The organism is Mesorhizobium sp. WSM1293 (assembly GCF_000513875.1).
Taxonomy (GTDB): domain Bacteria; phylum Pseudomonadota; class Alphaproteobacteria; order Rhizobiales; family Rhizobiaceae; genus Mesorhizobium; species Mesorhizobium ciceri.
Map to the genome: position 1 here is coordinate 295,151 of NZ_AZUV01000005.1, position 24,472 is coordinate 319,622.

Here is a 24,472-nt window from a genome sequence, read left to right on the forward strand (position 1 = left end):
TCAACACAGTCGGATCGGCTTTTCCTCCTCCCAAGCCCGGTTCAGATCAGGGGCGGTCGCCAATGGCCGCCCTTTTTGTCGGTCCGGCCGGATGGACACGCTTGCCATCGCCGCCGTCATTTGCGATGCCTTCCTTTTCGAGCCACCCCCCCAAAATCAGTCGAGCAAGCGCAGCGCTGCCGGAGGACAATAGCCATGACCGAGCAAAGAACCGCCATCGTCACCGGGGCCGGCACGGGCATCGGCAAGAGCGTCGCCACGGCGCTGCTCAAGGCCGGCTGGAACACGGTATTCTGCGGACGCCGCAAATCCGTGCTGGATGCAGCCGTGGCTGAGGCCGGGTCCACCGGCGCCAAGGCCCTGGCGGTTGCCTGCGATATCAGCAAGGCAGGCGAGGTCGACGATCTGTTCGAGACCGTGGCGGCGGCCTTCGGCCGTGTCGACCTGCTCTTCAACAATGCCGGCATGGGCTACAAATCGACGCCGATCGACGAGATACCGGTCGAAGTGTGGAACGATATCGTCGGCGTCAACCTCACCGGTTCGTTCCTGTGCGCCCGTGCCGCCTTTGGCGCCATGCGCAAGCAGAAGCCGATGGGTGGCCGCATCATCAACAACGGTTCGGTGTCGGCCTATGCGCCACGCCCAGGCTCGGTGCCCTACACGGCGACCAAGCATGCCATCACCGGACTGACCAAGACGCTGGCGCTCGACGGTCGGCCCTATGACATCGCCTGCGGCCAGATCGACATCGGCAATGCGCTGACCGACATGGCGCAGCCGATGACGGTCGGTGTGCCGCAGGCCAATGGCTCGATCGCAGCCGAAGCGGTGATGGATGTTCAGCGCGTCGCCGACGCCGTCGTCCACATGGCCAGCCTGCCGCTCGACGCCAACGTGCTGTTCATGACCGTGATGGCGACCAAGATGCCGTTTGTCGGGCGTGGGTGAGCAGCCCGGTTCGCGTAAGCGAATTCATCGTGCCAGTGGCACGATGAAAGGCCGGCGAACGCTGGGACGCTGCGAAGCAGCGGGGACCCAGCCGGATGGTTTTATTTCCCCGCAAGCGGCACGCCGGGCTTGAACAGCAGAATGGGCCTGATCTCGTAAACGGCGGTGGGATTGACGCGGCGAAGGTCGCGGGCGATCGCGATGGCCTCGTCTCGCGTGGCGCAGTCGACGACATAGAGCCCGAGCAACTGTTCCTTGGTTTCGGCGAACGGACCGTCGATGATCACACCGTCGCCCGGGCCGCGCAGGGTGATGGCATCCTGTGTCGCGCCCAGACGCGCGGACGGTCCAAGCGTGCCTTCCTCATGAAGCCGGGTGTTGATCTTCAGCAGGTCGGCCATAAGTGCTGCATCTTCCTGCGGCGTCAGCGCCTTGATCGCATCTTCCACGTGATAGGCAAGGATTGCGTAGAACATTTTATGTCACCTGCTTCGATCCTGATCCAGGGAGCGTAGCGGTTCCCGACACGCCCGCCCAGCCTTGGCCGTGCGTGTCCGGACAGATCATGACACCATCATGGTCGCCAGCCGCAACCACCCGGAAAGAGGCCACCGGCCTGCTTTGAAGCCTACTTCGCCAGGAACGCTCCGATCCGCTCCAGCGCGCGCAGGATGTTCTCCTCGGAATTGGCGTAGGAGAGCCTGATATAGCCTTCGCCGAGAATGCCGAAATCGGGACCGCCGATCAGCGCCACGCCGGCCTCGTCGAGCAGTGCCGAGGCGAGCTTCTTGGCCTTCCAGCCGGTCTTCGAGACGTTGGGGAAGGCGTAGAACGCGCCCTTGGGCGTGATGCAGGATATGTTGGGCAGGGCGTTCAGTCCCTCGACGACGATCTTCCGGCGGCGGTCGAAGGCGCGCATCATCTTGTCGACGTCGTCCTGCGGGCCGTCGATGGCCGCGATGCCGGCAAACTGGCTCGGCGCGTTGACGCAGGACCAGCAATTGACCGCCAGCTTGCGCACCTTGTCGTAGAGATGGGCGCCCTTGTCGCCATTCGGCCAGATCGACCAGCCCATGCGCCAGCCGGTCATCGCCCAGGTCTTCGACCAGCCATTGAGCACGATCAGCCGGTCGCGGATTTCGGGAAAGCCGAGCAGCGAGCAATGCGTCTCGCCATCATAGGTCATGACGTCGTAGATCTCGTCGGAGAGGATCGCGACCTGCGGATGCGCCTCCAGCCCCTTGACCAGTTTCTCGATCTCGGCGCGAGGCGTGACGCCGCCGGTCGGATTGGCGGGCGAGTTGAGGATCAGCAGCCTGGTCTTCGAGGTGATCAGCGCCAGCGTCTCCTCGGCCGAGAAGGCAAAGCCGTTTTCTTCGCGCATCGGCACGGGAATGGGTGCCGCACCCGTGAACTCGATCATCGAGCGGTAGATGGGGAAGCCGGGGTCCGGGTAGAGGATCTCGGCGCCGGGCTCGCCGAACATCAGGATCGCGGCGAACATGGTCGGCTTGCCGCCGGGCAGGATCATCACCGTTTCGGGCGATATCTCGACACCGGTGGTGGTTAGCGTGCGGCGCACCACCGCCTCGCGCGTCGCCAGCAGGCCATTGGCCGGCGTGTAGCCGTGATGGCCGTCGCGCAGCGCCTTGATCGCCGCCTCGACGATGTGCTGCGGCGTCTTGAAGTCGGGCTGGCCGATGCCGAGATTGACGATGTCGCGGCCTTGTTGGGCAAGTGCTGTGGCCCTCGCAAGCACGGCGAAGGCGTTTTCCTCGCCAAGGCGGTCGAAGGCCGAAATCGTGTGGAGCATTTTTCCCGTCCGTGTGGTTCTTGCTGTTGGGTCGCGTTTTTGTGAGCCTCAGCCCGCAAAAGTCAAACGGATTGGAGCATTCGGTGTCGGAAAATCTGAAGGATTGGCAACCGCGTCCGCGGCCCGAACGCAAGACCATCGACGGTCGATACGTCCGGCTTGAACCGCTAAGCGCTGCAAAACACGGCGACGGCCTCTATGAAGCGTCCTCCGTGTCCGACATCGACGACCGCTTCGCCTGGTTGCCCGACCATCCGCCGGAGACCCGCGCCGCCTTCCAGCCATGGCTGGACAAGGTCGAGGCCAGCGAGGATCCGCTGTTCTTCACCGTCATCGACAAGGCCAGCGGCAAGGTCGCCGGACGCCAGACGCTGATGCGCATCGATCCGGCCTACGGCGTCATCGAGATCGGCAACATCTATTGGGGACCGCTCATCTCGCGCAAGCCGGGAGCAACCGAAGCGCAGTTCCTGTTCATGAAATACATCTTCGACGGGCTCGGCTATCGCCGCTACGAATGGAAGTGCAACAACCGCAACGAGCCATCGAAGCGGGCGGCCGAGCGGTTCGGCTTCAAGTTCGAAGGCATTTTCCGCCAGCATCTCATCGTCAAGGGTGAAAACCGCGACACTGCGTGGTATTCGATCATCGACAAGGAATGGCCGGCGCTGCGCAGTGCCTATGAGGCGTGGCTCGATCCGGCCAATTTCGATGGCGACGGCCGGCAGAAGCGACGGCTCGAGGATTTTCGCGCGGAATTCGGCGCTTAGGAGTTCACTATTGGCACATACCCACGATCACACCGGGCACGGTCACGGCCCTGGTCATGTGCATGGCTCGACCGACAAGAAACGCGTTCTGATCGCAGCCTGCCTGACCGGCGGCTTCATGGTCGCCGAGGCGCTTGGCGGCATCCTCACGGGCTCGCTGGCGCTGCTGGCCGATGCCGGCCACATGCTCGCCGATTCGATCGCGCTCGGCCTTGCCTGGTATGCGTTTCATCTTGGCGGCCGGCCGGCGACCGTTCGCCTCACCTATGGCTTCGGCCGGGTCAAGACGCTGGTGGCCTATACCAACGGCATCGCCATTTTCGTCATCGCGCTGTGGATCGTCTATGAGGCCTGGGGACGCCTGCAGGCGCCGGCGCCGGTGCTTGGCGGGCCGATGCTGGTGGTGGCGATCCTCGGCCTGCTGGTGAACCTCGGCTCGTTCTTCGTGCTGCATGGCGGCGACCGCGAGAGCCTGAACATGCGCGGCGCCATCCTGCATGTGCTTGGCGACCTGCTCGGCTCGGCGGCGGCCATCGCGGCGGCGCTGGTCATCCTGGCGACCGGCTGGACGCCGATCGACCCGATCCTGTCGGTCCTGGTTTCACTGCTGATCCTCTACACGGCGTGGTCGCTGATGCGGGAGGCCGCCCATGTCCTGCTCGAGGGCGTGCCGCCAAGCCTCGACCGAGATCTGATCGCCAGCGATATCGAGGCGACCATCCAGGGCGTGCGCGAAGTGCACCACATGCATGTCTGGTCGCTCGACGGGACCAGCAATATGGCGACGCTGCATGCCTGTCTCGACGAGGGCGTCGATGCGCATCAGGCGGTGAGTGCCGTCAAGAAGCGGCTTGCCAGCGAGCACGGCATCAGCCATGCCACCGTGGAACCGGAATTCGGCCAGTGCGCCGACGATGGCGACGAGCACGACCACGGGCACGAGCATGAAGCGGCTGCATACCACGACCACCATCACTAGGACCGGATCGATCGATGTCGATCGTCCTGCCTCAGGAGTTGCAAAACCTTGAAAACCAGCTTGACGAACGCCCATCCTCCGGACGCGGCATGATGGACCGCGACACCAGGAACGCGGTCATCGCCGCCGCGTGGATCATGCTGCTGTTCGGTATAGGCGCCTACTATCTGCCGACGGTAATGCTGGCACTCGGCAGCCTTTCCACCGTGCTGGCCGGCGCCTTTGGCATCGTCTTCGTGCTGGCGTTCTTCTCGGTGTTCTGGCTGCGCGCCCGCAACCAGCGCAAAAACCAGGGTAAATAGGCAAGGGATATCGACATGCGCATTCTGATCACTGGCGCCGCGGGTATGGTCGGCCGCAAGCTCATCGCCCGGCTGGCCAAGGACGGGACGCTGCGCGGGGGCAAGATCACCGCGCTCGATCTCCACGATATCGTGCCGCCACAGGCGCCGAGCCTGGATGGCGTCAGCGTCACGCTGCACACCGGCGATCTCGCCGAAGCGGGTGCCACCGAGCGCCTGGTCGCATCGCGCCCCGACGTCGTCTTTCATCTCGCCGGCATCGTATCGGGCGAGGCGGAGGCGAATTTCGAACTCGGCTACCGCGTCAATCTCGATGGCACGCGCGCCCTGTTCGATGCCATCCGGGTGGCGGGCTTTGCGCCGCGCGTCGTCTTCACCTCGTCGATCGCGGTGTTCGGCGCGCCGTTCCCGGACGTCATTCCCGATGACTTCCATCCGACGCCGCTGACCTCTTATGGTACCCAGAAGCAGATGAGCGAAGCGCTGCTGGCGGACTATTCCAGGCGCGGGTTCTTCGACGGTATCGGCATCCGGCTGCCGACCATCTGCGTGCGGCCGGGCAAGCCGAACAAGGCGGCGTCCGGCTTCTTCTCGGGCATCATCCGCGAGCCGTTGAGCGGCCATGAGGCGATCCTGCCGGTGCCGCGCTCGGTCGTGCACACGCATGCCAGCCCGCGCTCGGCGGTCAACTTCCTGATCCATGCGGCGGGGATCGACGGCAGCGCTGTCGGGCCACGCCGCAATCTGACGATGCCCGGCGTCGCCGTCACCGTCGGCGAGCAGATCGAGGCGCTGGAACGCATCGCCGGGCCGAAGGCGGTAAGCCTGATCCGCGAGGTTCCGGATGACACGATCTGGGCGATCGTCAAGGGCTGGCCGACGCGCTTCGAGGCAAAGCGGTCACGGGAGCTCGGCTTCAGCGCCGAAAAGAGTTTTGACGAGATCATCCGCGCTCACATCGAGGATGAGCTGGGCGGCAAGATCGCGGGTTAAACTCCGAGCCTCTTGGCGCCGGGCATCATCCGCCGCTCGCCAGGCTTGCCGACAGCAGCAGCAGTCCGAACAGGAACACGAAGGCGGCGCCGCCGATCTCGACGATCGAGTGGATGCGGTTGCCCATGCGGCCGTCGCCGGCGAAATAGACCGCCCAGTTCTTGGCGGTCACCGCCAGCGTCGCCAGTGCCGAAACGGTGATGGCGGTGCCCAGCGACATTGCCAGCACCGACAGCAGGCCGCCGAGCCAGAGGCCGTTGAGCAGGGCGAAGCTGAGCACGATCAGCGCGCCGGAGCAGGGGCGGATGCCGACCGCCGCCACCGCTGTCCAGGCCGTGCGCCAGTCGAAGCGGTCGCCTGACAGCAGCGCCGGATCGGGTGCGTGCGAATGGCCGCAGGTGTCGCAGACTTCGCCGGCCGCGTGATCGTGATGAGCATGATCGTGTTCGGCATGATCGTGATGATCGTGCGAAGGGCCGTGCACATGGTCATGCGCGTGTAGCGCGTGCGAATGGGCATGCGCCGAATGGCTGTGAGCTGCATGGGAATGGCCGGCATGCGAATGCGCGCCGTGCGAATAACCCCCGTGAGAATGACCGGCGTGAGAATGGCCGGCATGAGCCGCCGACAGGCTGTAGGCCGGGCCCTTGCCGAACAGACGCAGGACGGAAGGACCGAGTTTGCGCCACAGCAGCCAGGCGCCGAACAGGGTGACGAAGACAAAGCTCATGATCTCCATGAACCAGGCTGCGTCCGTCATCGAGACGGAGGTGCCGCGCAGGACGAAATAGGCGACCCCCATCACCGCGACCGCGGTCAGGCCCTGCAGCAGCGCCGAGACGAAGGACAAGAGGATGCCGCGCCGCAACGCCACTTCATTGGCCACCATGTAGGACGAGATCACCGCCTTGCCGTGACCGGGGCCGGCGGCATGGAAAATACCGTAGGCGAAGGACAGGCCGACGAGTATCCAGATCTTGCTGCCGTCCTGGCGCATCGCCTTCATCGCCGTTGCCAGCGCGCGGTAGAATTCCTGCTGCCTGAGATTGATCCACATCAGGATATGGGCGAACGGGCCGGTGGTGGGCGCCATGCCGTCATTGACGCCGATGCCGAGCGAACTCTGGGCATGAGCCGCGTCGGCGAAATGCATCATGGCGACTGTGAGGGCCAACAGGCCGAATGCCAAACGCAGGGACGGTTTCGTCACCGGCTTCATCCTTCTGGCTGACAGGTCAGTTCGAGCTTGGTGGCGAAGATCTTGCTCATATCGGTGCCGGTCGGGTCATTGAAAAAGGCATCGGTGAGGGTCTTCTGGTTTTCCTTGATGGCCTCGTCGGGGTCGGGACGGACCACCTTGCTGGTGCAGTTCGAGGGCAGGCCTTCGACCGTGATGTTGGAGTCCTCGGTGAAGTCGATCGCCGTGTAGAATGTCGGATCGTAGACGCCGATATCGATTTTGCCGTTGAGCTTGATCGGCACCTTCGGTTCGGACTCGAACAGGATGATCAGCTGGTCGTTGTCGAAATTGGCCATCAGATGCGGCGGCGGCGTCATCGCCACGTCCTTGCCGTCGACGGTGACGAGCTGGAAGTAATTGAACTCCGCCAACGAGGCATGAACGGTGTCGGCGACTTCCTTCAGCTCCTTGTCGTCGAGCTTCAGGTCGGAGTTCTTGTCGAATTCCATCATCACCGTCGAGGAAAACAGATCGTCGAAGCGCCAGAGATGACGCAGAGCCTTCACGCTTTGGTGATCCGGGGAGAGGATCACATCGAGGCGAGCCTCGGCGAAGACGTGTGGATGCACGTAAGCGGGTCCAGTGGCGGCAAAGCTAGCCGCCAAGGCCGAAGCCAGCATGATTGCGTGCCGTTTCAGGTGCATTCTCGGTCGCGATTCCCTAGGCTTCGGAAGAGTTGCCGAGAGTTACCAGAAAGGGGGCGAAATTGGGACCGCTGCTCGGCTGAAGTGGGTCAGGCAACTTCACGCGTCCTGAACCACTGCACCAGGAAGTCGACGAAAACGCGGACCTTGGCCGGCAGATAGCGGCGGTGCGGGTAGACGGCGAAGATGCCGCCGCCCGACAGGATACGGTCATCTATCACCGACACCAGCCGGCCGCTCGCGAGGTCGGGCGCGGCAATGAAATCCGGCAGGACGGTGAATCCCAGCCCGGACACGGCCGCGGCTCTCGCCGTCATCGGGCTGTTGACCTCGATCGGACCCGACACCGAAACGCTGACCGGATCGCCATTGTCGCCCTTGAACGGCCAGTTGTTCAGTCCGCGGCCATTGGTGTCGACGATGCAAGGCATGCGGCTGAGATCCTGCGGCCGTGTCGGCGTGCCGTGCTTGGCGATCAGTTCGGGGGAGGCGCAGAGCTTTATCGAAAACGGCGCCAGACGCCTGGCGATCAGCGACGAGTTCTCCAGCCGCGAGATGCGCACCGCAAGGTCGAAGCCTTCCTCGACCAGATCGACGAAGCGGTCGTCGAGCTGGATGTCGAGCACGATGTCGGGATGCTGCTTGGCGAAGTCGATCAGCGACTGGCCGATCGGCGCGTCGGCGAAGGTGCGCGGCGCCGACAGCTTGATCCGGCCGCGCACGTCGCCGGAGGATTCGCGCACTGCGTCGGCCAGGCTGTCGACCTCGCGCACGATCTCCGAGGCGCGCCGGTAATAGGTGTGGCCGGCCTCGGTCATCGAGAACTGGCGCGTGGTGCGGTTGAGCAGCAAAGCGCCGAGTTCGTCCTCCAACTCGCGCACATATTTCGACAGCAAGGCCTTGGAGCGGCCGATCTTGCGCGCCGCCGCCGAAAAGCCCTCGGCCTCGACCACGTCGATGAAGGCACGCATGCGCGTCAGTGTGTCCATGGTCAGGCCTTTCGTGCCGCGTCGAGAAGTTTCCGGCCGAGCCGTATCAGGGCAATGTCGCTGCCGGAAGGGCCAAGCAGCGACAGGCCGAACGGGGCGCCGGCGACCGAGCCGACGGGCAGTGTGATCTGTGGAAAACCGGACAGGCCGGCCAGGCACAGAAGCTGGAGCGCCCGTTCGCGATAGGCCTGGAACTGCTCCGGCGTGCTGTCCACGTAAGGCGCCGGACCAGGCACCGTCGGCAGGACAAGGAAGCCGTCCTTGCCGAGCAGGGCGCTCAGTTCGCCGCGAAAGGTCAGACGCCGCACCTTCTCGGCCTGGGCTGTCTTGTCGTCGACGGCGCGGCCGAAGCCGAATCGCTCCTCGACGCCGGGGCCGAGGCCGCGCTCGCCGCTGGTGATCCATTCGCCATGCACCGCCCAGGCCTCCCTGGCCTGCAGCCGGCGAAAGCACCAGTAAAGTTCATCGGGAGATGAGGAGAAGCGGATTGCCGGCGTCGCCGGCGCGCCGAAAACCGCGCCCGCCAGCCCCTTCATTCCGGCATATTCGGCCAGCGCCGGGCGGGCGACCAATCCGTCCAGCCAATCCAGCGCCAGCGGCCGGTCCAACACGTGCTGGTGCGGATCGCGGCCGAGCAGCAGCTTGCCGACGGTCTCGTAGGTCTCGATGTCGTCGGCGAACCAGCCGAACGTGTCGAGGCTCGGCGCCAGCTTCATCGTGCCGTCGAGCGAAATGCGGCCATGCGTGGTGCGCAGCCCGATCAGTCCGCAAAAGCTCGCCGGTGCTCGGATCGAGCCGCCGGTGTCGGAACCAGTGGCGATATCGGCCAGCCTGCCCGCCACCGCCGCCGCCGACCCCGATGAGGAGCCGCCGGTGACGCGGTCGGGTGCCGCCGGGTTCACCGGAAACGAGAAATGCGCATTCTGACCGAACAGCGCGAAGGCGAGCTCGTCGGTCTGCGTCTTGCCGACGAAGCGTGCGCCGGCATCGAGGATCATCTGCACGGCGGGTGCGGTGCGCGAGGCTGCGTGGCTTTCGGCGAATTTTTGCAAATTGCCGCAACCGGTGCGGTAGCCGGCGACGTCGTATATGTCCTTGACGGCCAGCCGCAGGCCGGCCAGCGGGCCGAGCTGGGCATGTGCCACGGGCATCTGGCGAAGATCGAGAAAGGCGTTGAGAGGGCCGTGCGTGCCTGTCATCGTTCGATATCCGGATACGGTTGCCGCAACATTGTTCGACGCCAGAAATTTTACAACCTGCGATACGATTTTTATTGATTGTGAAAGTCTTCGCCCTTATATCGCGCTTGCCCAAAGTCGCACGTGCCTGTGGGTGTCCGCCGATCCTCGAATGGTGAGGGAAATCGGTAAGGTAACTGGAGCCAACCCCTCCAGTCGGTCTAGCGGCCAACCGCCAGCCCGAGGACACCTTGAAGCAACGACGGTGCGGGCCTTTCTGGTGTTCTGCCGGTTGTCCAAAAACCGGGGTTACTGAAGAGGCACACCTTCATTGCCGGCAGTGCGGACGGGTCTCCCATCCAAGCCAAGGCAGACAAAGCGAACCGAGGCCGGGCAAGGCCAAGGTTCACCGCCGCGAGACGGCGCTTCATGGTTCCGGGGTCTCCACCGGCTGGTTCCATGGATTTCCGTCCCGCCTTTGTCCAACGCGAGTTCGCGAGGCCGACAGCCCGCGTCCCGCAGCCTTATTGCGCGCCGAAAGGCGCTGATGGAGAGACCCCGATGGCCACCCAGCGCATCCTTGACTTCCTCGCCACCCGACGTCCGACCGGCCCCTGCCTCGTCGTCGACCTCGATGTCGTGCGCGACAATTTCCGCGCCTTCGAGAAGGCGCTGCCCGATTCCAGGATCTACTATGCGGTGAAAGCAAACCCGGCGCCGGAAATCCTGCGCCTGCTTGCTGCGATGGGCTCGTCCTTCGACACCGCTTCCGTTGCCGAAGTCGAGATGGCGATGGACGCTGGTGCGCCGGCGGACCGCATCTCCTTCGGCAACACCATCAAGAAGGAGCGTGACATTGCACGCGCCTACCAGCTCGGCATCCGCCTGTTCGCCGTCGATTGCGTCGAAGAGGTCGAGAAGATCGCCCGCGTCGCGCCCGGTGCGCGCGTGTTCTGCCGCGTGCTGACCGATGGCGAGGGCGCCGAGTGGCCGCTGTCGCGCAAGTTCGGCTGCGTGCCGGCGATGGCCGTCGACGTGCTGCGCCATGCCAAGGGGCTCGGCCTCGACGCCTATGGCGTGTCGTTCCATGTCGGCTCGCAGCAGACCGACCTGACCGCCTGGGACCGTGCGTTGGCCGACGCCAAGGTGGTGTTCGCGACGCTGGCCGAGGAAGGCATCGTCTTGAAGATGGTCAATATGGGCGGTGGTTTCCCGACGCGCTATCTGCGTGACGTGCCGGCCGCCCAGGCCTATGGCCAGGCGATCTTCTCGGCGCTGCGCAAGCATTTCGGCAATGCGCTTCCCGAGACCATCATCGAGCCGGGCCGTGGCATGGTCGGCAATGCCGGCGTCATCAAGTCGGAAGTCGTGCTGATCTCGAAGAAGGCGGCCAACGACAATGTGCGCTGGGTGTTCCTCGACATCGGCAAGTTCGGCGGCCTGGCCGAGACGATGGACGAGGCGATCCGCTACCCGATCGTCACCGCGCATGACGGCACGGAGACCGCACCTTGCGTGCTCGCCGGCCCGACCTGCGATTCGGCCGACGTGATGTACGAGAAGACGCCCTATCCGCTGCCTTTGTCGCTGACCATCGGCGACGAGGTGCTGATCGAAGGCACCGGCGCCTACACGACCACCTACTCGGCGGTCGCCTTCAACGGCTTCGAGCCTCTCCGATCCTACGTGATCTGACGGCGCTTGCTCAGCGCATTTTCGAACGGCGAACCGGACACAACTTCGCCTGAAAATGCGCTGAGAGAGCCGATCAGATCATCCCAGGTGGGCGACTTTCGTCCACCCGGGCTCGCCTGTGGAACAGATCTCCGCTCGCCAGGGATTACGGAAATGGAAATGCCAGTTGAAATTGGGGGCCACGCACCGGCCTTTGTGATGGTTGCCGAAACCGCCGCCGATGTTGCGGCGCGCGAGGCGTTGCTCGATCGGGCCATGGGGCCGAAGCGCAGGAAAAAGTCGTCGGAGAAGCTGCGGCGTGGCCGGCGGCCCTCGGAAGGCTTGGCCTTCGTCGCCCGCGATGGCTCGGGCGGCGTCGCCGGCACCGTGCGGCTGTGGGACGTCAGGCTGGGCGAGGGCGGTGCGGCCGCGCTGCTGCTTGGCCCGCTTGCCGTCGATCCGTCGCTCAAGAACGCCGGCATCGGCTCGGCCCTGATGCGCCATGCCATCGCCGAGGCGGCACGTCTTGGCCATGCCGCGATCCTTTTGGTCGGCGATGCGCCCTATTACGCGCGCTTCGGCTTCTCGGCCGAGAAGACCGGTTCACTTGCCATGCCGGGACCCTATGAGCGGCACCGCCTGCTGGCGCTGGAACTGGTGGAAGGCGCGCTTGACGGCGTGCACGGCACGCTGAGGGCGGCCGGCCGCAAGCTGAAGGCGGAATTGATATCGGCGGCCTGAGATACGAAGCCGCCAGCATTTCATGCAAAAACGCCGCCCGAAAAGGCGGCGTTTTTTCGCGATTGGTGGGCGCCACCTTGGGCGCCTGCATGCCTTCAGCCGATCAGTTGGCTGAGCGCCATGGCAACGGTCATGTCGCCTTCGACCTTTATCTTGCCGGTCATGAACGCCATTGTCGGGTTCAGGTCGCCAGCGATCAGCGAATCGAGATCGTCGAGCGAGAGCTTGATGGTGCAGTCGGTGGGTGCATCGGTGTTCGAGACGGTTGCGCCGTCGATGACGATGACGCCGTCGCTGCCGGTGTCGAATTTCACGGAACGATCGAACCCGCTGCTGGCCACGCGCGACTTGATCTTCTCGGCAATCTCCTGAACGCTCACGCTGTTCTCCTTGTCTGGTTGCATCTGTCTCGCAACGGCGCTTCGATCCAGCCGAAGCCCGTGCCGCGGTTTCGCGATCACGGTCGCTGCCGCATATAGCTTTGGGTTGACGTTTACGTCAACGCGAATTCAGGCGGTTGGTTCCTGCCGTTGCGGCAGGCGAGCCTGGAGGAGGCCGGGAATGCGAGCCCGGCAACTCAGTGTTCCTTGAACGCCTTGGTCATTTCGCTCGCCGTCTCGCTTTTCTTGCGGCGCAGCCAGTTGTCGCGGATTTCGTCCTTCGACAGGAAATTGACCTGGTCGATCAGAACCTCATGCACCAAAGGCGCCCCGACACGCGTGTTGACGGTATCGCGGATCGCGGCGCGGAAGGCATCGAGATCGATCGTCGCCTTGTTGGTGAAGTCGATCTGCGGATTGGAATAGAGGTAGGAATAAACCTGGTCGGTGATCAGCGCTTCGGCCGGAATGGACAGTTTCTTGATCTGCTCGGGTTCGACCGTGTAGACAAGCTTGGTCAGGAAATAGCCGCCGATCTCGGAGTCGCGGATCAGCGGCACCGAAATGATGTCGGTCTTGACGTAGTCGAGGCCGCCCAGCATCGGCTTCGGCGTTTCGCCGACACCGCGCTCGCCGGCCGCCTGGAAAGAATAGAACACGGCGCCCAGCGTTGCGGCGCAGATCCAGACGGCGATGGCGATGACCTTGATCATCGGGCCTTGTCAGTCCCTTGGTCAGTCCCTTGCAATGGCAACGCGGCACGGCGCCGTTGCCGAGGCAGGATCTCCGATGTGTCGCCTGTGTTCGCCATCACGCCTTTATCCAGCCGAACTCGCCGGCGGAATAGGTGCCGTCGGTCTCGGCGCGCTGGATGGCGTGCCGCAGCAGGCTGGCGACTTCGTTGACCGCGCTGAGATGCGCCAGGATCGCCGCTTCGTTCTTCGCCAGCTTCTGGCGCAGCCGGGTCAGGCCCTCGCGGTGCTGCTCGAGGAATTCGGCTTCGCTGCCGCCCTTCATGGCGCGGGTCAACTCGTAGAGGTAGCGGCTCTTGCGGGCGTTCGATGCCTTGAGATCATAGTTGGTGGCGTTACGGATGCCTGCCGTCTCTTCCTCGACCACTTCCTCGATGCGGCCGATGATGGCGGCGAGATTGCCGGGCCGCGCGAACGGGATCGGCGCTTCCGACGTGGTCGTGCGTGCTGGCAGGTTGGGGGTGGATTCCGAAAAGTCGGCCATGGCGTTTCCCAGTTTAGATCTTGATATTTGTTTTTATGGTCGTCTCGTCACCGGTCATCGATCCCGCAGCCTTGCGCTGCAATTGATGGACCAGCGAGGTCGACAGGCTGTTTTGCTGGTCGACCTCGGTCTTTTCCGGCCCGCCCGAAACCGGACCGACGGGCACGACGCGCTTGCCTTCGAGATAGTGGTCGGCGAGCATCGATTTGGCGATGCCGATGCCGCCGCGTTCGGCCATCACGTCGGCCACCCGCTCTGCAAGCTGCGATTTCCACATGTCGCCGGCCAAGCCCTTGCCGTAGACGCCCTCGGTGTCCTTGGGCAGCATGTTCTGGATGAAGGTCTGCAGCACCATCGCCTCGAACTTCTTGAATTTCTTGGCCGGGTCGGTTGCAGCGGCGGCCTTGTCGGCTGTGGCGCGCGACAGGATCGAGCCGGCATCGACGGAAGCGGCTGTGTCGAGTGAAAACGTGCCCGTAGCGCCGCCGGCCCGCTTTGCCAGCGCGGCGCGGGCGGTCTCGATATCCGCCGGGTCGACGGCTCGGGCCACATCCATAACGATGTCGCTGGGTGGAGAAATCGCCAAGAAAGTCCGCCTTTTACCGGTTTTCCCTGACCAGACCATGCCTCAACAAGCTTGTGGCAGGCTTGCGGGAAGGAGAGGGAGCGGAGTGCGGGGATCGGATCGAAGCTGCCGGCCGAGGGTGGGATTTGCGCCTCAGCCTCACTCCTTGACCGCCCCCGTCATCGAGGAGACGTAGTGCTCGACAAAGAATGAATAGAGCACCACCACCGGCAGGGAGCCGATCAGCGCGCCTGCCATCAGGGCTCCCCATTCATAGACGTCCGAACGTACCAGCTCGGTAAGCACGCCGACCGGCACGGTCTTGTTTTCGGACGACTGGATAAAGGTCAAGGCGTAGATGAATTCGTTCCATGACAGGGTGAAGGCGAAGATGCCGGCGGAGATCAGGCCGGGCACCGACAGCGGCAGAACTATCTTGGTCAGGATTTGCCAGCGGCTCGCTCCGTCGATCAGCGCGCATTCTTCCAGTTCGAAGGGTATCGAGCGGAAGTAGCCCATCAAGAGCCACGTGCAGAATGGAATGAGGAACGTCGGATAGGTGAGGATCAGTGCGAACGGCGTATCGTAAAGGCCGAGGTTGAACACCATTACCGACAGTGGAATGAACAGAATCGAGGGCGGCACGAGATAGGCCAGGAAGATCGCCAAGCCGACCTGCCGCGCCCCGGAAAACCTCAAGCGTTCGATCGCATAGGCAGCGAACACCGCCGCCAGCAGCGACAGGAAAGTTGCGGCGGTCGAGATGATGATCGTGTTGAGAAGCCAACCCGGATAGGACGTCTCGAAGAGCAGATACCGAATATGCTCGAGCGTCGGATGGACGACCCAGAACGGGTTGAAATTGGCATAATCCGTCATCTCGAGATTGGGTTTCACCGCCGTGATCGTCATCCAGTAGAACGGGAACAGCAGCACGATGACGAAGATCAGGAGCGGCAGATAAACGGTCACCACGCGCCGGGGCAGGCTCTGGAGATAGCCCATGCCGCCTTCATCCGTGTTCGGGCGGTTGCTCGTTTCTATCGCGGCCATGTCAGTCTCCACCGCCCTGCTGCCATTTACGACGTTGCAGCCCGAAATAGCTGAAAAGGATCGCCGCAAGCAGGAACGGGATCATCGCCACCGCGATCGCGGCTCCCTCGCCAAGCTGGCCGCCGGAAATGCCGCGCTGGAACGAGAGCGTCGCCATCAGATGGGTGGCATTCACCGGCCCGCCGCGAGTCAGCACATAGATCAGCTGGAAATCGGTGAAGGTGAACAGGACCGAAAAGGTCATGGTGATGGCGATGATCGGCGTCAGCAGCGGCAGCGTCACATAGCGGAACAACTGCCAACGGCTGGCGCCGTCGAGCGTCGCGGCCTCGTAAAGCGATTGGGGAATCGTCTGCAGGCCGGCCAGCAGCGTGATGGCCACGAAAGGAATGCCGCGCCAGACATTGGCGGCGATCACCGAGGCGCGCGCGTTCTCCGGATCGCCAAGGAAATTGATGCGGTGGTCGATCAGTCCCATCTGCTGCAGCGCCCAGGAGAGGATGGAGAACTGCGAATCGTAGATCCACCAGAAGGCGATGGCCGAGAGCACCGTCGGCACCACCCACGGCAGCAGGACAATCGCGCGGAAGAACGATTTGAAGGGAAGGTTCTGGTTGAGGAGGAGCGCCAGCCAGAGGCCGAGCGCGAATTTCAGGATCGAAGCGCTGATCGTGTAGAGCAAGGTGTTGAAGACGGAGAGCCAGAAGACGGCGTCGCTCCACAGATATTCATAGTTTTCGATGCCGATGAAGATGCCGGGGCGGCCGATGCGGGCATCGGTGAAGCCGAGCCAGACACCGAGCCCCAGCGGATAGGTCAGGAAGACAAGCAGCAGTGCAGCCGCCGGAAGCATGAAGCCGAAGCCAAGTGCGTTCCGGCTTTCGCTCCAGCGCGATAGAATCCGTGAGAAGATCGAAGATCGCGGCTGGATAGCAGCTGACGGCACGGCCATGGGTCGGCTCCTGCTGAGGTCTCATTGATCGGCCGGATCGGCCACGATGCAATCCGAAGCCAGCCGGGCAGCCGCGCTGCCCGGCTGAACCGGCTCAAACGCGATAATAGCGATTTGCCCGCTTCTCGGCCTCTTCCATTGCCTCTTGCGGCGTCGCCTGGCCGGTCACCGCTTTGGCGAACATATCGACCAGCACGTAGTCGGCCATGGTTGCCGCCGAAGCATAGCCGAGCGGCCCGGCATAGCCGTTAGGCCGCAGAGTAGCCGAAGCCTTGGCGTAAGCGGCGTTGTTGGGATCGGCAGTCCATACCGGGTTGTTGTCGAATGCCTTCAGGGTCTGGCAGCAATATCCGGCCGAGGAGGTGATCCAGTCCTTCATTTGCGGTTCCTCGAACATGAACTGCAAATACGCCTTGGCCGCGTTGGGGTAGGGCGTGTAATTGAAGATGACAGCCGTGGTCACCTGGAACAATTCGACGGATTTGCCGACAGGACCGATGGGCAGGTTGGTGGTGCGTATGTCCTTGGCGATTTCAGCCAGCTTCGGATCATTGTCCTTATTGATTTTGGCGGTGTTGTAGGCCGAGATGCCGTTGGCGATGACAGCCAGTTCGCCGGCCAGGAAGGCGCGGTTGTTGTTGACGTCGAGCCAGCTTTCGGTGCCTGGAATGAAGGTCTTGTACAGCTCCTGCGCGTATTCGATGGCCTTGAGGGTCTCAGGGCTGTTGATCGTTACCTTGCCGCTCTCGTCGACCATCTGGCCGCCATGGCTCCACAGCAGCCAATGAGCATAGTTGTTGCCGTCGCCGACGCCATGGCCATGCGTGAAGCCGGCCGGATGTCCCTTCGCCTGCAAGGCCTTGCAAAGTTCCAGGAAGCCTTTCGTGTCCTTGGGAAACTCCGAAAAGCCGGCCTCTTTCACCCAGCTTTCCCGATAGACGATGGCGTTTCCGATCGTGGCCAGTGGCAGGCCGATGAATTTGCCTTCCCGGGTCGCATATTGCTTTGGTCCATCATGCCAGCCGCCGTATTTCGAGCCGAGATACTCGCCCAGTTCGCTCACGTCGTGCAGCTTGTCGGGATATTGGTGCGGGTCATCGAACCAGACGAACATCAGGTCGGGGCCGGAGCCGACATTTGCCGCGACCGCCGCCTTGGGGCGGATGTCCTCCCAACTTTCCTTGTCGACGCGGACCGCGACACCGGTCGCTTCGGTGAAGCGCTTGGTGTTGGCCAGCCATTGGTCCTCGTCGCCCTGGACGAAGGGCGACCAGCGCAGCAGCCTAAGCTTGGCGCCATCCTCGGGTTTGTATTTCGGTCCGTCCTGGGCAAGGGCCGGAGAGCTGATGAACCGACTTCCCAAGGCACCCGCCGCCGCGCCGGCGGTGGTGCGGATCACGTCACGTCTGGTGAACTTCATGCTCGTTTCCTCCTGCTTGTTGTCCTTGCCTGTGGTCCTACTGATCGGCACGTGTTTGGAACCTCTGTCCGGTTTCTCCGTGAAAGAGATGGATGAGGCCGGGCTCGGCCGTAAGCCGGATGGTTTCGCCCGGCGTGAAGGAATGTCGTTCCCGGAAATTCGCGACGATCTCTTCGCCGCCGGCTGTCCGGCCGATGAGCTGCACTTCGGACCCGGTTGGTTCAACCACCGCGACGGTGACCGGAATGCCCTGGTCGTCGGACAGCCGCAAATGCTCGGGCCTTATTCCCAGCACCACAGGCTCGCCATTGGGGATAGAAAGAGCCGAGGCCAGCGGGACTGAAATCCCCCCGGCACCGCGAAACGAGGGTGAGCCGTCGGTAGCGATCTCGCCCCTCAGCAAATTCATGGCCGGCGAGCCGATGAAGCTGGCGACAAAAAGATTGTTCGGCCGGTCATAAAGTTCCAGCGGCGGCCCTATCTGCTCGACGATGCCGTCATGCATGACCACGATCTTGTCAGCCATGGTCATGGCTTCGATCTGATCGTGTGTGACGTAGACTGTCGTGGTCTTGAGGCGCTGGTGCAGTTCCTTGATCTCGGCGCGCATCTGCACCCTGAGTTTGGCGTCGAGATTGGACAGCGGTTCGTCGAAGAGAAAGACCGCCGGATCACGCACAATCGCGCGGCCCATCGCGACGCGCTGGCGTTGGCCGCCGGAAAGCTGCCGAGGATAGCGCGCCAGCAACGGCACCAGCCCGAGGATTTCGGCCGCGCGGCGCACGCCTGCATCGCTCTCCGGCTTGGAAACTCCTTTGAGCATCAGCGAGAACGCCATGTTCTCGGCAACGGTCATGTGTGGGTAAAGCGCATAGTTCTGGAAGACCATGGCGACGTCGCGCTCCTTGGGCGCAACGTTGTTGACGACACGTTCGCCAATCGCGATCTGGCCGCGTGAAATCTTTTCCAGGCCTGCGATCATTCTGAGAAGGGTTGATTTTCCGCAGCCCGACGGCCCGACCAGAGTGACGAACTCGCCGTCCTCGATGTTCACGCTGACCCCGTGCAGGATCTCGACAGCGCCGAATGATTTATAGACTTCGCCAATTGCGACAGACGCCATCGGTCCTCCCAAGAAATTCCTGCGACGTCGTCGAAGGAACAAACGCTTCCGCCAGCGACAGCCTTGGCTCCTCCCAGGCTCACGCTAGGCCAAACGGTAGCGCTACCAAACCGGGCTGTAAAGCGTTTACGGGAAGGCCCGAATCTTGGAGGGTCCGCTTCGCGCCACACAATGCTTCCAGCTACTCCTGCGTCCGCTTCAGCGCGATCAGGTCCAGCCGCCCGCGGTCGCAGCGTTCGCGTTCGTCGCGGTTGCGCACGTCCTTGTAGGTGCGCTCCGACCGGCGGCGATAAGGCTGGCTTCCTGCCTGGCGCTCGCGAGGTTCGCTTCCTGGCGTACGACCGCCTGGGCGATGCGACAAGCGGATTGAATAGCCCCTTTTCCGTCAGGGGCAGTCATTCCGGAACGATCCTTCCCGCTTGATTAGAATTCCACGTTGAGTTTTGCATTGAAGCCGTTCTGCTGGACGCCGGAGCCGAACTGACCCTGGTAGGCGACGCTGAGGGTTGCGGAATCGGTCAGGTTGAGATCGAACCCCGCTTCGATGGCGGCACTGTCCTTGGCGATCGGCACGCCAGCGATCGTGAAGGCATCACCGGCAGAGAAGGCATGTGTGCTGGTCGGTATGACGTCGCCATAGGCATGGCGCCAGCCCAGCATGCCGCGCGCTGTGGCATTGATGGCGCCGAGCGTGAAGCCGGCGGAGGCTCTGAGACCAAGCGTGGTGAAGGTGGCGTCGGTGGTCTGGCTTGCACTGGTCAATGCCGCCGCACCGCCCTTTTCCGTGAAGCCGTCCGTATGCAGGTTGACATAAGCGAGGTTGGCAAAAGGCTCGAAGGCCGCGACTGGCGTATCGATGCGATAGCCGAGTTCCCCGAACGCCTGGAAGGTGCCAGCGTTGTAGTCGCCGCTCAGGCTGTCGGCAAAGCCGGGCATGGCCACCGAGCGCGATGTCTTCATGTCATGCCACGTATAGGCAAGCCCGGAGCGGAAGGCGAGAGCGCCCCGCTGCGTGCCACCATAAAGGCCGAGATGATAATTGTCGCTCGAGCCTGACGAGGATCGGCCGTCGGCATCGAAGCTCGTGTGGCTGTAGCCAGTCATGATGCCAAGCCGCACATCCTCCGCGACAAGGCCGTCGACGCCGGTAAGAAAGCCGCCGGTGGAGGTATCGAGGCCTGCGGCATTGCCGTCGCCGTCGAAGGTGCCCCATGACCCGAAAGCCGTGCCCCAGGCGGCAAAGCGATCGGTGGTGGCAGGCGCCAGCATCGGACCGCCTTCGCCATAGGCCAGCACCGGCGTTGCCGGGATACCTACCCCCTCGAAGGCCGCACGCAGGCGGTCATTGATGGCATCGCGGACAAAATGGCTGTCCTCGATCAGCGCCGATTTGGCGGACGCATGGATCTCGCCAGATAACGCATCGAAGGCTTCGCGTGCGGTTTCATCGTCCGGAAGGCCGGCGATTGCATCGTAGATCGGGTTGCCCGGCCCGGCGCTTTCGGCGCCATTGGCGGTGGCACACTGGTTGCGGGTGCCGGCCACGTCGCAGAACGACACGTCATTGCGGGCAACGTCGAGATAGATATTACTGGCGTCATAGGCGAGTGCCAGGTCGACAAACGGGGCGTTCTGGTCGAACGCATTATAGGTGCCGGTCACGCCTTGATCCGCGCTCAGGATCGTGTAGCGGGTTCCGGCACTGTAGCCGCCCGGCGCCTTGAGCGCGAAGACGGTGCCACCCTGGATGGTGGCTTTGCCCGTCACGTCGATCAGGTCGGAATTGCCGGCCGGATTGATCTCGACTTCGTAGGTCGAGCCTATCTCCTGCGTGTAATCGCCTGACACATTCAGCGTGCCGATCGAATTGCCCGGCGTAATCGTGCCGCCAGAAGCGATCGTGGTCGTACCCACCGTTCCCAAACCGCCGAGCGTGCCGCCGGCTGCAACCGCAATGGCGCCAGCAATGCTTGCCCCGGAATGGCTGCCGTCGCCGACAACGAGCTTGCCGCCGCCGATGGTGGTCAGACCGGTATAGGTGCTGACGCCGTTCAGCGTCAGCGTGCCGGCGCCGGTCTTGACGAGGCTCCCTCCGATGCCAGTGCTGCCATCCTGGATGACGCCGCCGATGGTGTCGTTCTTATCCAATCCGCCAAGCGTCAGCGACTTCGAGCCGAGAAAGACGAGACCATCGCCCGAAAGCGAGCCAATCGCGATACCGTCCGACGTCATTTCGGAGATGTCGACCTTTCCCCCCGTATCGTTGATGATCGCGGCCCCATCCGCCGTGTTGGCGCCATGGAAGCCAACGAAGCCGCCCTTGTTGGTGATGGCGGCGCTGCCGGCAGACGCGGTGTCGTAGAAGTCGAGCGTTCCTTGGGTTGTAACGCCAATCGTGGCATTGGCGGCGCTCGAATTGCCGTTGAAGGACGTCCTGCTACCATTGCCGGTGATCGAAGCCGCACCGGCCGATGTTTCGTCGTTGAAGTTGATGCGGCTTTGGGTAGTGACGATCGTCGCCGTTCCCGCCGACGCACTGCCATCGAAGCGCATCGTTGCGTTTGTTTCCATGACGATGTCGAGGCTCTCGGCGCTTGCATCATTGATGAAGCGGAGGTCACCGGCCTTGACATTCACCGGTCCGCTGCCCAGCGCGCCTGTCGTCGCCGCGGTGATGAATCCTGCCGAAACCGTCGTCCCACCGGCGTAGCTGTTGGCGCTCGAAAGCACCAGCCCGCCGGCCCCGGTCTTGGTGAGCGCGCCGGTCCCGGAGATGACGCCGTTCGCCGTCAGGTCGGCATCGGTCTGGAACGTCCCACCGCCGGCATCCAGGGTGACGTTGCGCGCCGTCGCGAACGCCGCCGTGTTCCGCAGCGTGCCGCCATCGAATGTCAGGGCACCGCTTGCAGCGCCGAGATTGGCATCGGAAGAAACGGAAATAATCCCGCCTAGAAGCCGCGTGCCGCCCTGATAGCTGTTGCTGCCTTCCAGGACGAGCGTGCCGCCTTGCGTCTTGCTGAACCCGCCCGCGCCGGTAATCGTCGTCGCGATGGTGGCTGCCGTGCCGGCCAGCACGCGGATCTCGGCATTGCCATCGGCGCTGTCGGAACCATCTATCGCGAGCGTGCCGGAACCTTCCAGGCGGTAGCCGCTGTCGACGAATTGCAGGCCCTTGAAGCTTTGCGCTCCTTCGACGGCGATCGTGCCGCCGTCGAAGCCGCCCGGTTCGTTCTTGAACACCGCATGGTTGCCTGCCCAGGAGACGAGAGTATCGCCGCCCTGGTTCAGCCATTTTTCGTTCGTGGTGTTCCAGGTCCCGTCGCCGCCCTGCCAGTGCTGCAGCGTGTCGTCTCCCGGCGTGCCCGAAGCGGGAACAAACAGATCGACATTGCCATTCCCGGCCTGGATTTCATAAAGACTGGCATCGCGATAGGGAACCGCACCGATCGTCAACCCATCGCCGGACAGCGTTCCGCCATAGGTCATCAGCCGGTAATAACCCAAGCCTGCCGACCCGTCTCCCGGGTTTCCGCTCTGTGCCAGGTTAATCGTGCCATTAAGCGTAAGGTTGTCACGCACTGCTATCTGGTCGCTCACGCCCGTGGCCGGATTTCCGGCCGTGCCGGGACTACCCAGCTCGTAATCGAGGATCGATCCGGCCGACAGCTCCAGATTGCCATCGACCGTCAGCGTACCCACGGAATTGCCTGGCCCGATATGCCCGCCATCGGCAACCGTTGTCGTGCCCACCGTGCCCGAGCCACCCAGCGTGGCGCCGTCCTCGACATTGATCGTGCCACCGAGGAAGCCGGCACTGGCATGGTCCCCGACAAGAAGCGTGCCGCCTGCAACAGTGGTGGCACCGGTGAAGCCGGAATTGTCTGAAGCCAAAACGGTCGTGCCGCTTTCATGGAGGATGGTCCCCAAGCCGGTCAGGGATGGCCTGAAAATCAGATCGGAGCCATCGGGATTTCCCAGATGATTGAACACAACCGTACCGGTGCCAAGGCCAAACGCTATCGACGCCGTATCAACCGTGCCGGCGGCCTTCGCCACTTCCCCACTTGCCGCACCGATGTTGAGCGTTCCGAATGATCCTGGCTGGGCCGCCAACCCAACGATAGCAGGCCCCCCCGCAACCGAAACCTGCCCGCCCTCCGACAGAGTCAGCGTGCCCTTGCCAACGAAGCCAACGGCAATGAAGGCGTTGCCTGTCCAAACCGACCCGCGGCCCGTAATATTCACAACTCCGGTGGCTTGAGCATCCGCACCAATAAGGGCGTTGCCGCTGGAAACCTGCCCGCCATCTTCAATGCTGAGCGATCCATTGCCATAGTGACCAACTGAGATGGTACCATCGAGTGTCCAACTCGAATCATTCCCGGAGATCACCGCGGAGCCAGTGCTGCCCGCGCCTTGCGCCAGAACTCCTCCCGCAGCGCTGAAAACCTGACCGCCATTCTCGACGATCAAGCTCCCTTTCCCTTTATCGTGATCTCCGACAATAAGGAGGTTGGTAGTCCAGGTGGACGACCCTGAAACTCTTGCGGTGGCCGACTCGTCCGGATCAGTTCCGTCAGTATCAATGATCCCGGTAGCTGAGGTGAGCTGTGTGTGGATGTCGAGCGTGCCTGCCGAGACGGCCACGTTGCCCGCGAGGCCGAAACTGTCGCCCGACAGCGTCAGCGTACCGGCGCCGGTCTTGGCGAAATGGCCGGGGCCGGTAATGGTCCCGGCATAGCTACCGTCGCTCGCCTGGTCGAAGACGACGATGCCGCTGCCCAGGCCTGAGAAGGTGAGATTGCCGCCGAAGCTGTTGGTGTCGCCGACCAAGGTGCCTTGATCGATGGTCCAGTCCTGCGCACCCGTGCCGGTCAGGGTCACGGTATTCGTCCCGGCCTTGTTAAAGCTCGTGAAGCCGACGAACTCGTCACTCGCACCTACCGTGGCCGTATTCACGAGCTTCGAGACATCGAAGGCCGGTGTGGAAGGCAGCGTGTCATAGTCCCCGAGCATCAAAGAGCCGGTCGCGCCACTCTCCACCACGACATTGCCGGTGATAATCGAGCCGTTTCGCAGGGAAAGCGTGTTGGCGCCGCCGGTGAAGGTGATGGCGTTAGCCCGGCCAAAGAAAGAATCTCCCCCAGTAATCTCCCCGACGTTAAGCACCGCCAAATTGGCCCCAATGATGCCGGTACCACCGTTTCCATTACTGGGCGTTAGGGGAATATAGCCGTGGGCGCCGCCACTGCCGGTTCCGCCAGCAGGGCCGTCAGAGCCGCCGGCATGGCCACCGTTGCCCTCGCCGCCGATGATCACTCCGCTGTTAAAAACCGTCCCGCCATTTCTGAGGTCGATCGCTGCACCGGCGGATGCAGAAACCCCGGCGCGGCCACCGGTAATGCGACCGTCGTTGACGATGCTGCCAGTATCTCCCATCACAATGGCTGTTCCGCCGGTGGCTAAAGC

The 24,472-nt window shown here is 63.2% G+C and carries 23 protein-coding genes; 7 read left to right on the forward strand and 16 right to left on the reverse strand.

The annotated features are described in order from the left end of the window. The first annotated feature begins 195 nt into the window (after positions 1-195). Complete coding sequence (locus tag M729_RS0109315) at positions 196-951, forward strand: SDR family oxidoreductase (RefSeq protein ID WP_013529743.1); 756 nt, start codon at positions 196-198, stop codon at positions 949-951. A gap of 101 nt (positions 952-1,052) precedes the next feature. On the opposite strand, the gene M729_RS0109320 is transcribed toward M729_RS0109315, so the two are convergent. Together M729_RS0109320 and M729_RS0109325 are read right to left on the reverse strand one after the other, a co-directional pair. Then, positions 1,053-1,427: a YciI family protein gene (locus tag M729_RS0109320; RefSeq protein WP_013529744.1), complete on the reverse strand. Its 375-nt coding sequence runs from the start codon at positions 1,425-1,427 to the stop codon at positions 1,053-1,055. A gap of 152 nt (positions 1,428-1,579) precedes the next feature. Next, positions 1,580-2,764: a pyridoxal phosphate-dependent aminotransferase gene (locus tag M729_RS0109325; protein WP_027161410.1), complete on the reverse strand. Its 1,185-nt coding sequence runs from the start codon at positions 2,762-2,764 to the stop codon at positions 1,580-1,582. An 83-nt stretch (positions 2,765-2,847) separates the two neighbouring features. Between M729_RS0109325 and M729_RS0109330 the strand changes: the two genes are divergently transcribed. The 4 genes from M729_RS0109330 (at position 2,848) to denD (ending at position 5,808) form a co-directional block, all read left to right on the forward strand. Beyond that, positions 2,848-3,534: a GNAT family protein gene (locus M729_RS0109330; protein ID WP_027161411.1), complete on the forward strand. Its 687-nt coding sequence runs from the start codon at positions 2,848-2,850 to the stop codon at positions 3,532-3,534. Positions 3,535-3,544: 10 nt separating this feature from the next. Then, on the forward strand, positions 3,545-4,513 hold the full coding sequence (locus M729_RS0109335; RefSeq protein WP_024502717.1) for a cation diffusion facilitator family transporter: 969 nt from the start codon (positions 3,545-3,547) through the stop codon (positions 4,511-4,513). 89 nt (positions 4,514-4,602) lie between these two features. After that, the gene (locus tag M729_RS0109340) at positions 4,603-4,815 is read left to right on the forward strand and encodes a hypothetical protein (protein WP_013529748.1); all 213 of its coding nucleotides are present in this window, start codon (positions 4,603-4,605) and stop codon (positions 4,813-4,815) included. A 15-nt stretch (positions 4,816-4,830) separates the two neighbouring features. Next, positions 4,831-5,808 carry a D-erythronate dehydrogenase gene (gene denD / locus M729_RS0109345; protein WP_024502716.1) on the forward strand — a complete coding sequence of 326 codons (978 nt, stop codon included), beginning with the start codon at positions 4,831-4,833 and terminating at the stop codon, positions 5,806-5,808. 25 nt (positions 5,809-5,833) lie between these two features. Here denD and M729_RS0109350 read toward each other — a convergent pair whose 3' ends face one another. The 4 genes from M729_RS0109350 to M729_RS0109365 all read right to left on the reverse strand — a co-directional run bounded on the left by M729_RS0109350 (position 5,834) and on the right by M729_RS0109365 (position 9,880). Next, positions 5,834-7,027, reverse strand: a complete 1,194-nt coding sequence (locus M729_RS0109350) for a nickel/cobalt transporter (protein WP_027161412.1) — start codon at positions 7,025-7,027, stop codon at positions 5,834-5,836. Then, a complete protein-coding gene (locus M729_RS0109355) occupies positions 7,024-7,692 on the reverse strand; it encodes a DUF1007 family protein (protein ID WP_027161413.1) in 669 nt (222 codons plus the stop codon). Before M729_RS0109355 ends, M729_RS0109350 begins: the two co-directional genes overlap by 4 nt. A gap of 89 nt (positions 7,693-7,781) precedes the next feature. Continuing rightward, entirely contained in the window at positions 7,782-8,681 is a 900-nt protein-coding gene (locus M729_RS0109360) for a LysR family transcriptional regulator (RefSeq protein WP_024502714.1), read from the reverse strand. A gap of 2 nt (positions 8,682-8,683) precedes the next feature. Beyond that, positions 8,684-9,880, reverse strand: a complete 1,197-nt coding sequence (locus M729_RS0109365; protein ID WP_027161414.1) for an amidase — start codon at positions 9,878-9,880, stop codon at positions 8,684-8,686. Positions 9,881-10,420: 540 nt separating this feature from the next. On the opposite strand from M729_RS0109365, the gene odc2 reads away from it, so the two are divergent. Together odc2 and M729_RS0109375 are read left to right on the forward strand one after the other, a co-directional pair. After that, positions 10,421-11,554 carry an ornithine/lysine decarboxylase gene (gene odc2, locus M729_RS0109370; protein WP_027161415.1) on the forward strand — a complete coding sequence of 378 codons (1,134 nt, stop codon included), beginning with the start codon at positions 10,421-10,423 and terminating at the stop codon, positions 11,552-11,554. Between the two features lie 153 nt (positions 11,555-11,707). Next, positions 11,708-12,274: an N-acetyltransferase gene (locus M729_RS0109375; RefSeq protein WP_027161416.1), complete on the forward strand. Its 567-nt coding sequence runs from the start codon at positions 11,708-11,710 to the stop codon at positions 12,272-12,274. A gap of 95 nt (positions 12,275-12,369) precedes the next feature. On the opposite strand, the gene M729_RS0109380 is transcribed toward M729_RS0109375, so the two are convergent. From M729_RS0109380 to M729_RS1000000136455, 10 genes are all read right to left on the reverse strand, one after another. Continuing rightward, entirely contained in the window at positions 12,370-12,654 is a 285-nt protein-coding gene (locus M729_RS0109380) for an SCP2 sterol-binding domain-containing protein (protein ID WP_013529756.1), read from the reverse strand. Positions 12,655-12,851: 197 nt separating this feature from the next. Further along, a complete protein-coding gene (locus tag M729_RS0109385) occupies positions 12,852-13,367 on the reverse strand; it encodes a hypothetical protein (protein ID WP_013529757.1) in 516 nt (171 codons plus the stop codon). A gap of 97 nt (positions 13,368-13,464) precedes the next feature. Further along, the gene (locus tag M729_RS0109390; RefSeq protein WP_013529758.1) at positions 13,465-13,890 is read right to left on the reverse strand and encodes a hypothetical protein; all 426 of its coding nucleotides are present in this window, start codon (positions 13,888-13,890) and stop codon (positions 13,465-13,467) included. Between the two features lie 13 nt (positions 13,891-13,903). Further along, complete coding sequence (locus tag M729_RS0109395) at positions 13,904-14,515, reverse strand: rod-binding protein (protein ID WP_032808145.1); 612 nt, start codon at positions 14,513-14,515, stop codon at positions 13,904-13,906. 99 nt (positions 14,516-14,614) lie between these two features. Next, positions 14,615-15,508 (reverse strand): carbohydrate ABC transporter permease, encoded by an 894-nt coding sequence (locus M729_RS0109400; protein ID WP_013529760.1) that lies wholly within the window; start codon positions 15,506-15,508, stop codon positions 14,615-14,617. A 1-nt stretch (position 15,509) separates the two neighbouring features. After that, entirely contained in the window at positions 15,510-16,460 is a 951-nt protein-coding gene (locus M729_RS0109405) for a sugar ABC transporter permease (RefSeq protein WP_013529761.1), read from the reverse strand. A 94-nt stretch (positions 16,461-16,554) separates the two neighbouring features. Next, on the reverse strand, positions 16,555-17,880 hold the full coding sequence (locus M729_RS0109410) for an ABC transporter substrate-binding protein (RefSeq protein WP_013529762.1): 1,326 nt from the start codon (positions 17,878-17,880) through the stop codon (positions 16,555-16,557). 37 nt (positions 17,881-17,917) lie between these two features. Continuing rightward, positions 17,918-19,003 carry a sn-glycerol-3-phosphate ABC transporter ATP-binding protein UgpC gene (gene ugpC / locus M729_RS0109415; protein ID WP_027161418.1) on the reverse strand — a complete coding sequence of 362 codons (1,086 nt, stop codon included), beginning with the start codon at positions 19,001-19,003 and terminating at the stop codon, positions 17,918-17,920. 181 nt (positions 19,004-19,184) lie between these two features. Beyond that, positions 19,185-19,364 (reverse strand): hypothetical protein, encoded by a 180-nt coding sequence (locus M729_RS1000000138770; protein ID WP_027161419.1) that lies wholly within the window; start codon positions 19,362-19,364, stop codon positions 19,185-19,187. A 62-nt stretch (positions 19,365-19,426) separates the two neighbouring features. Then, positions 19,427-24,442 carry an autotransporter domain-containing protein gene (locus M729_RS1000000136455; RefSeq protein WP_198032084.1) on the reverse strand — a complete coding sequence of 1,672 codons (5,016 nt, stop codon included), beginning with the start codon at positions 24,440-24,442 and terminating at the stop codon, positions 19,427-19,429. Positions 24,443-24,472: the final 30 nt, after the last annotated feature.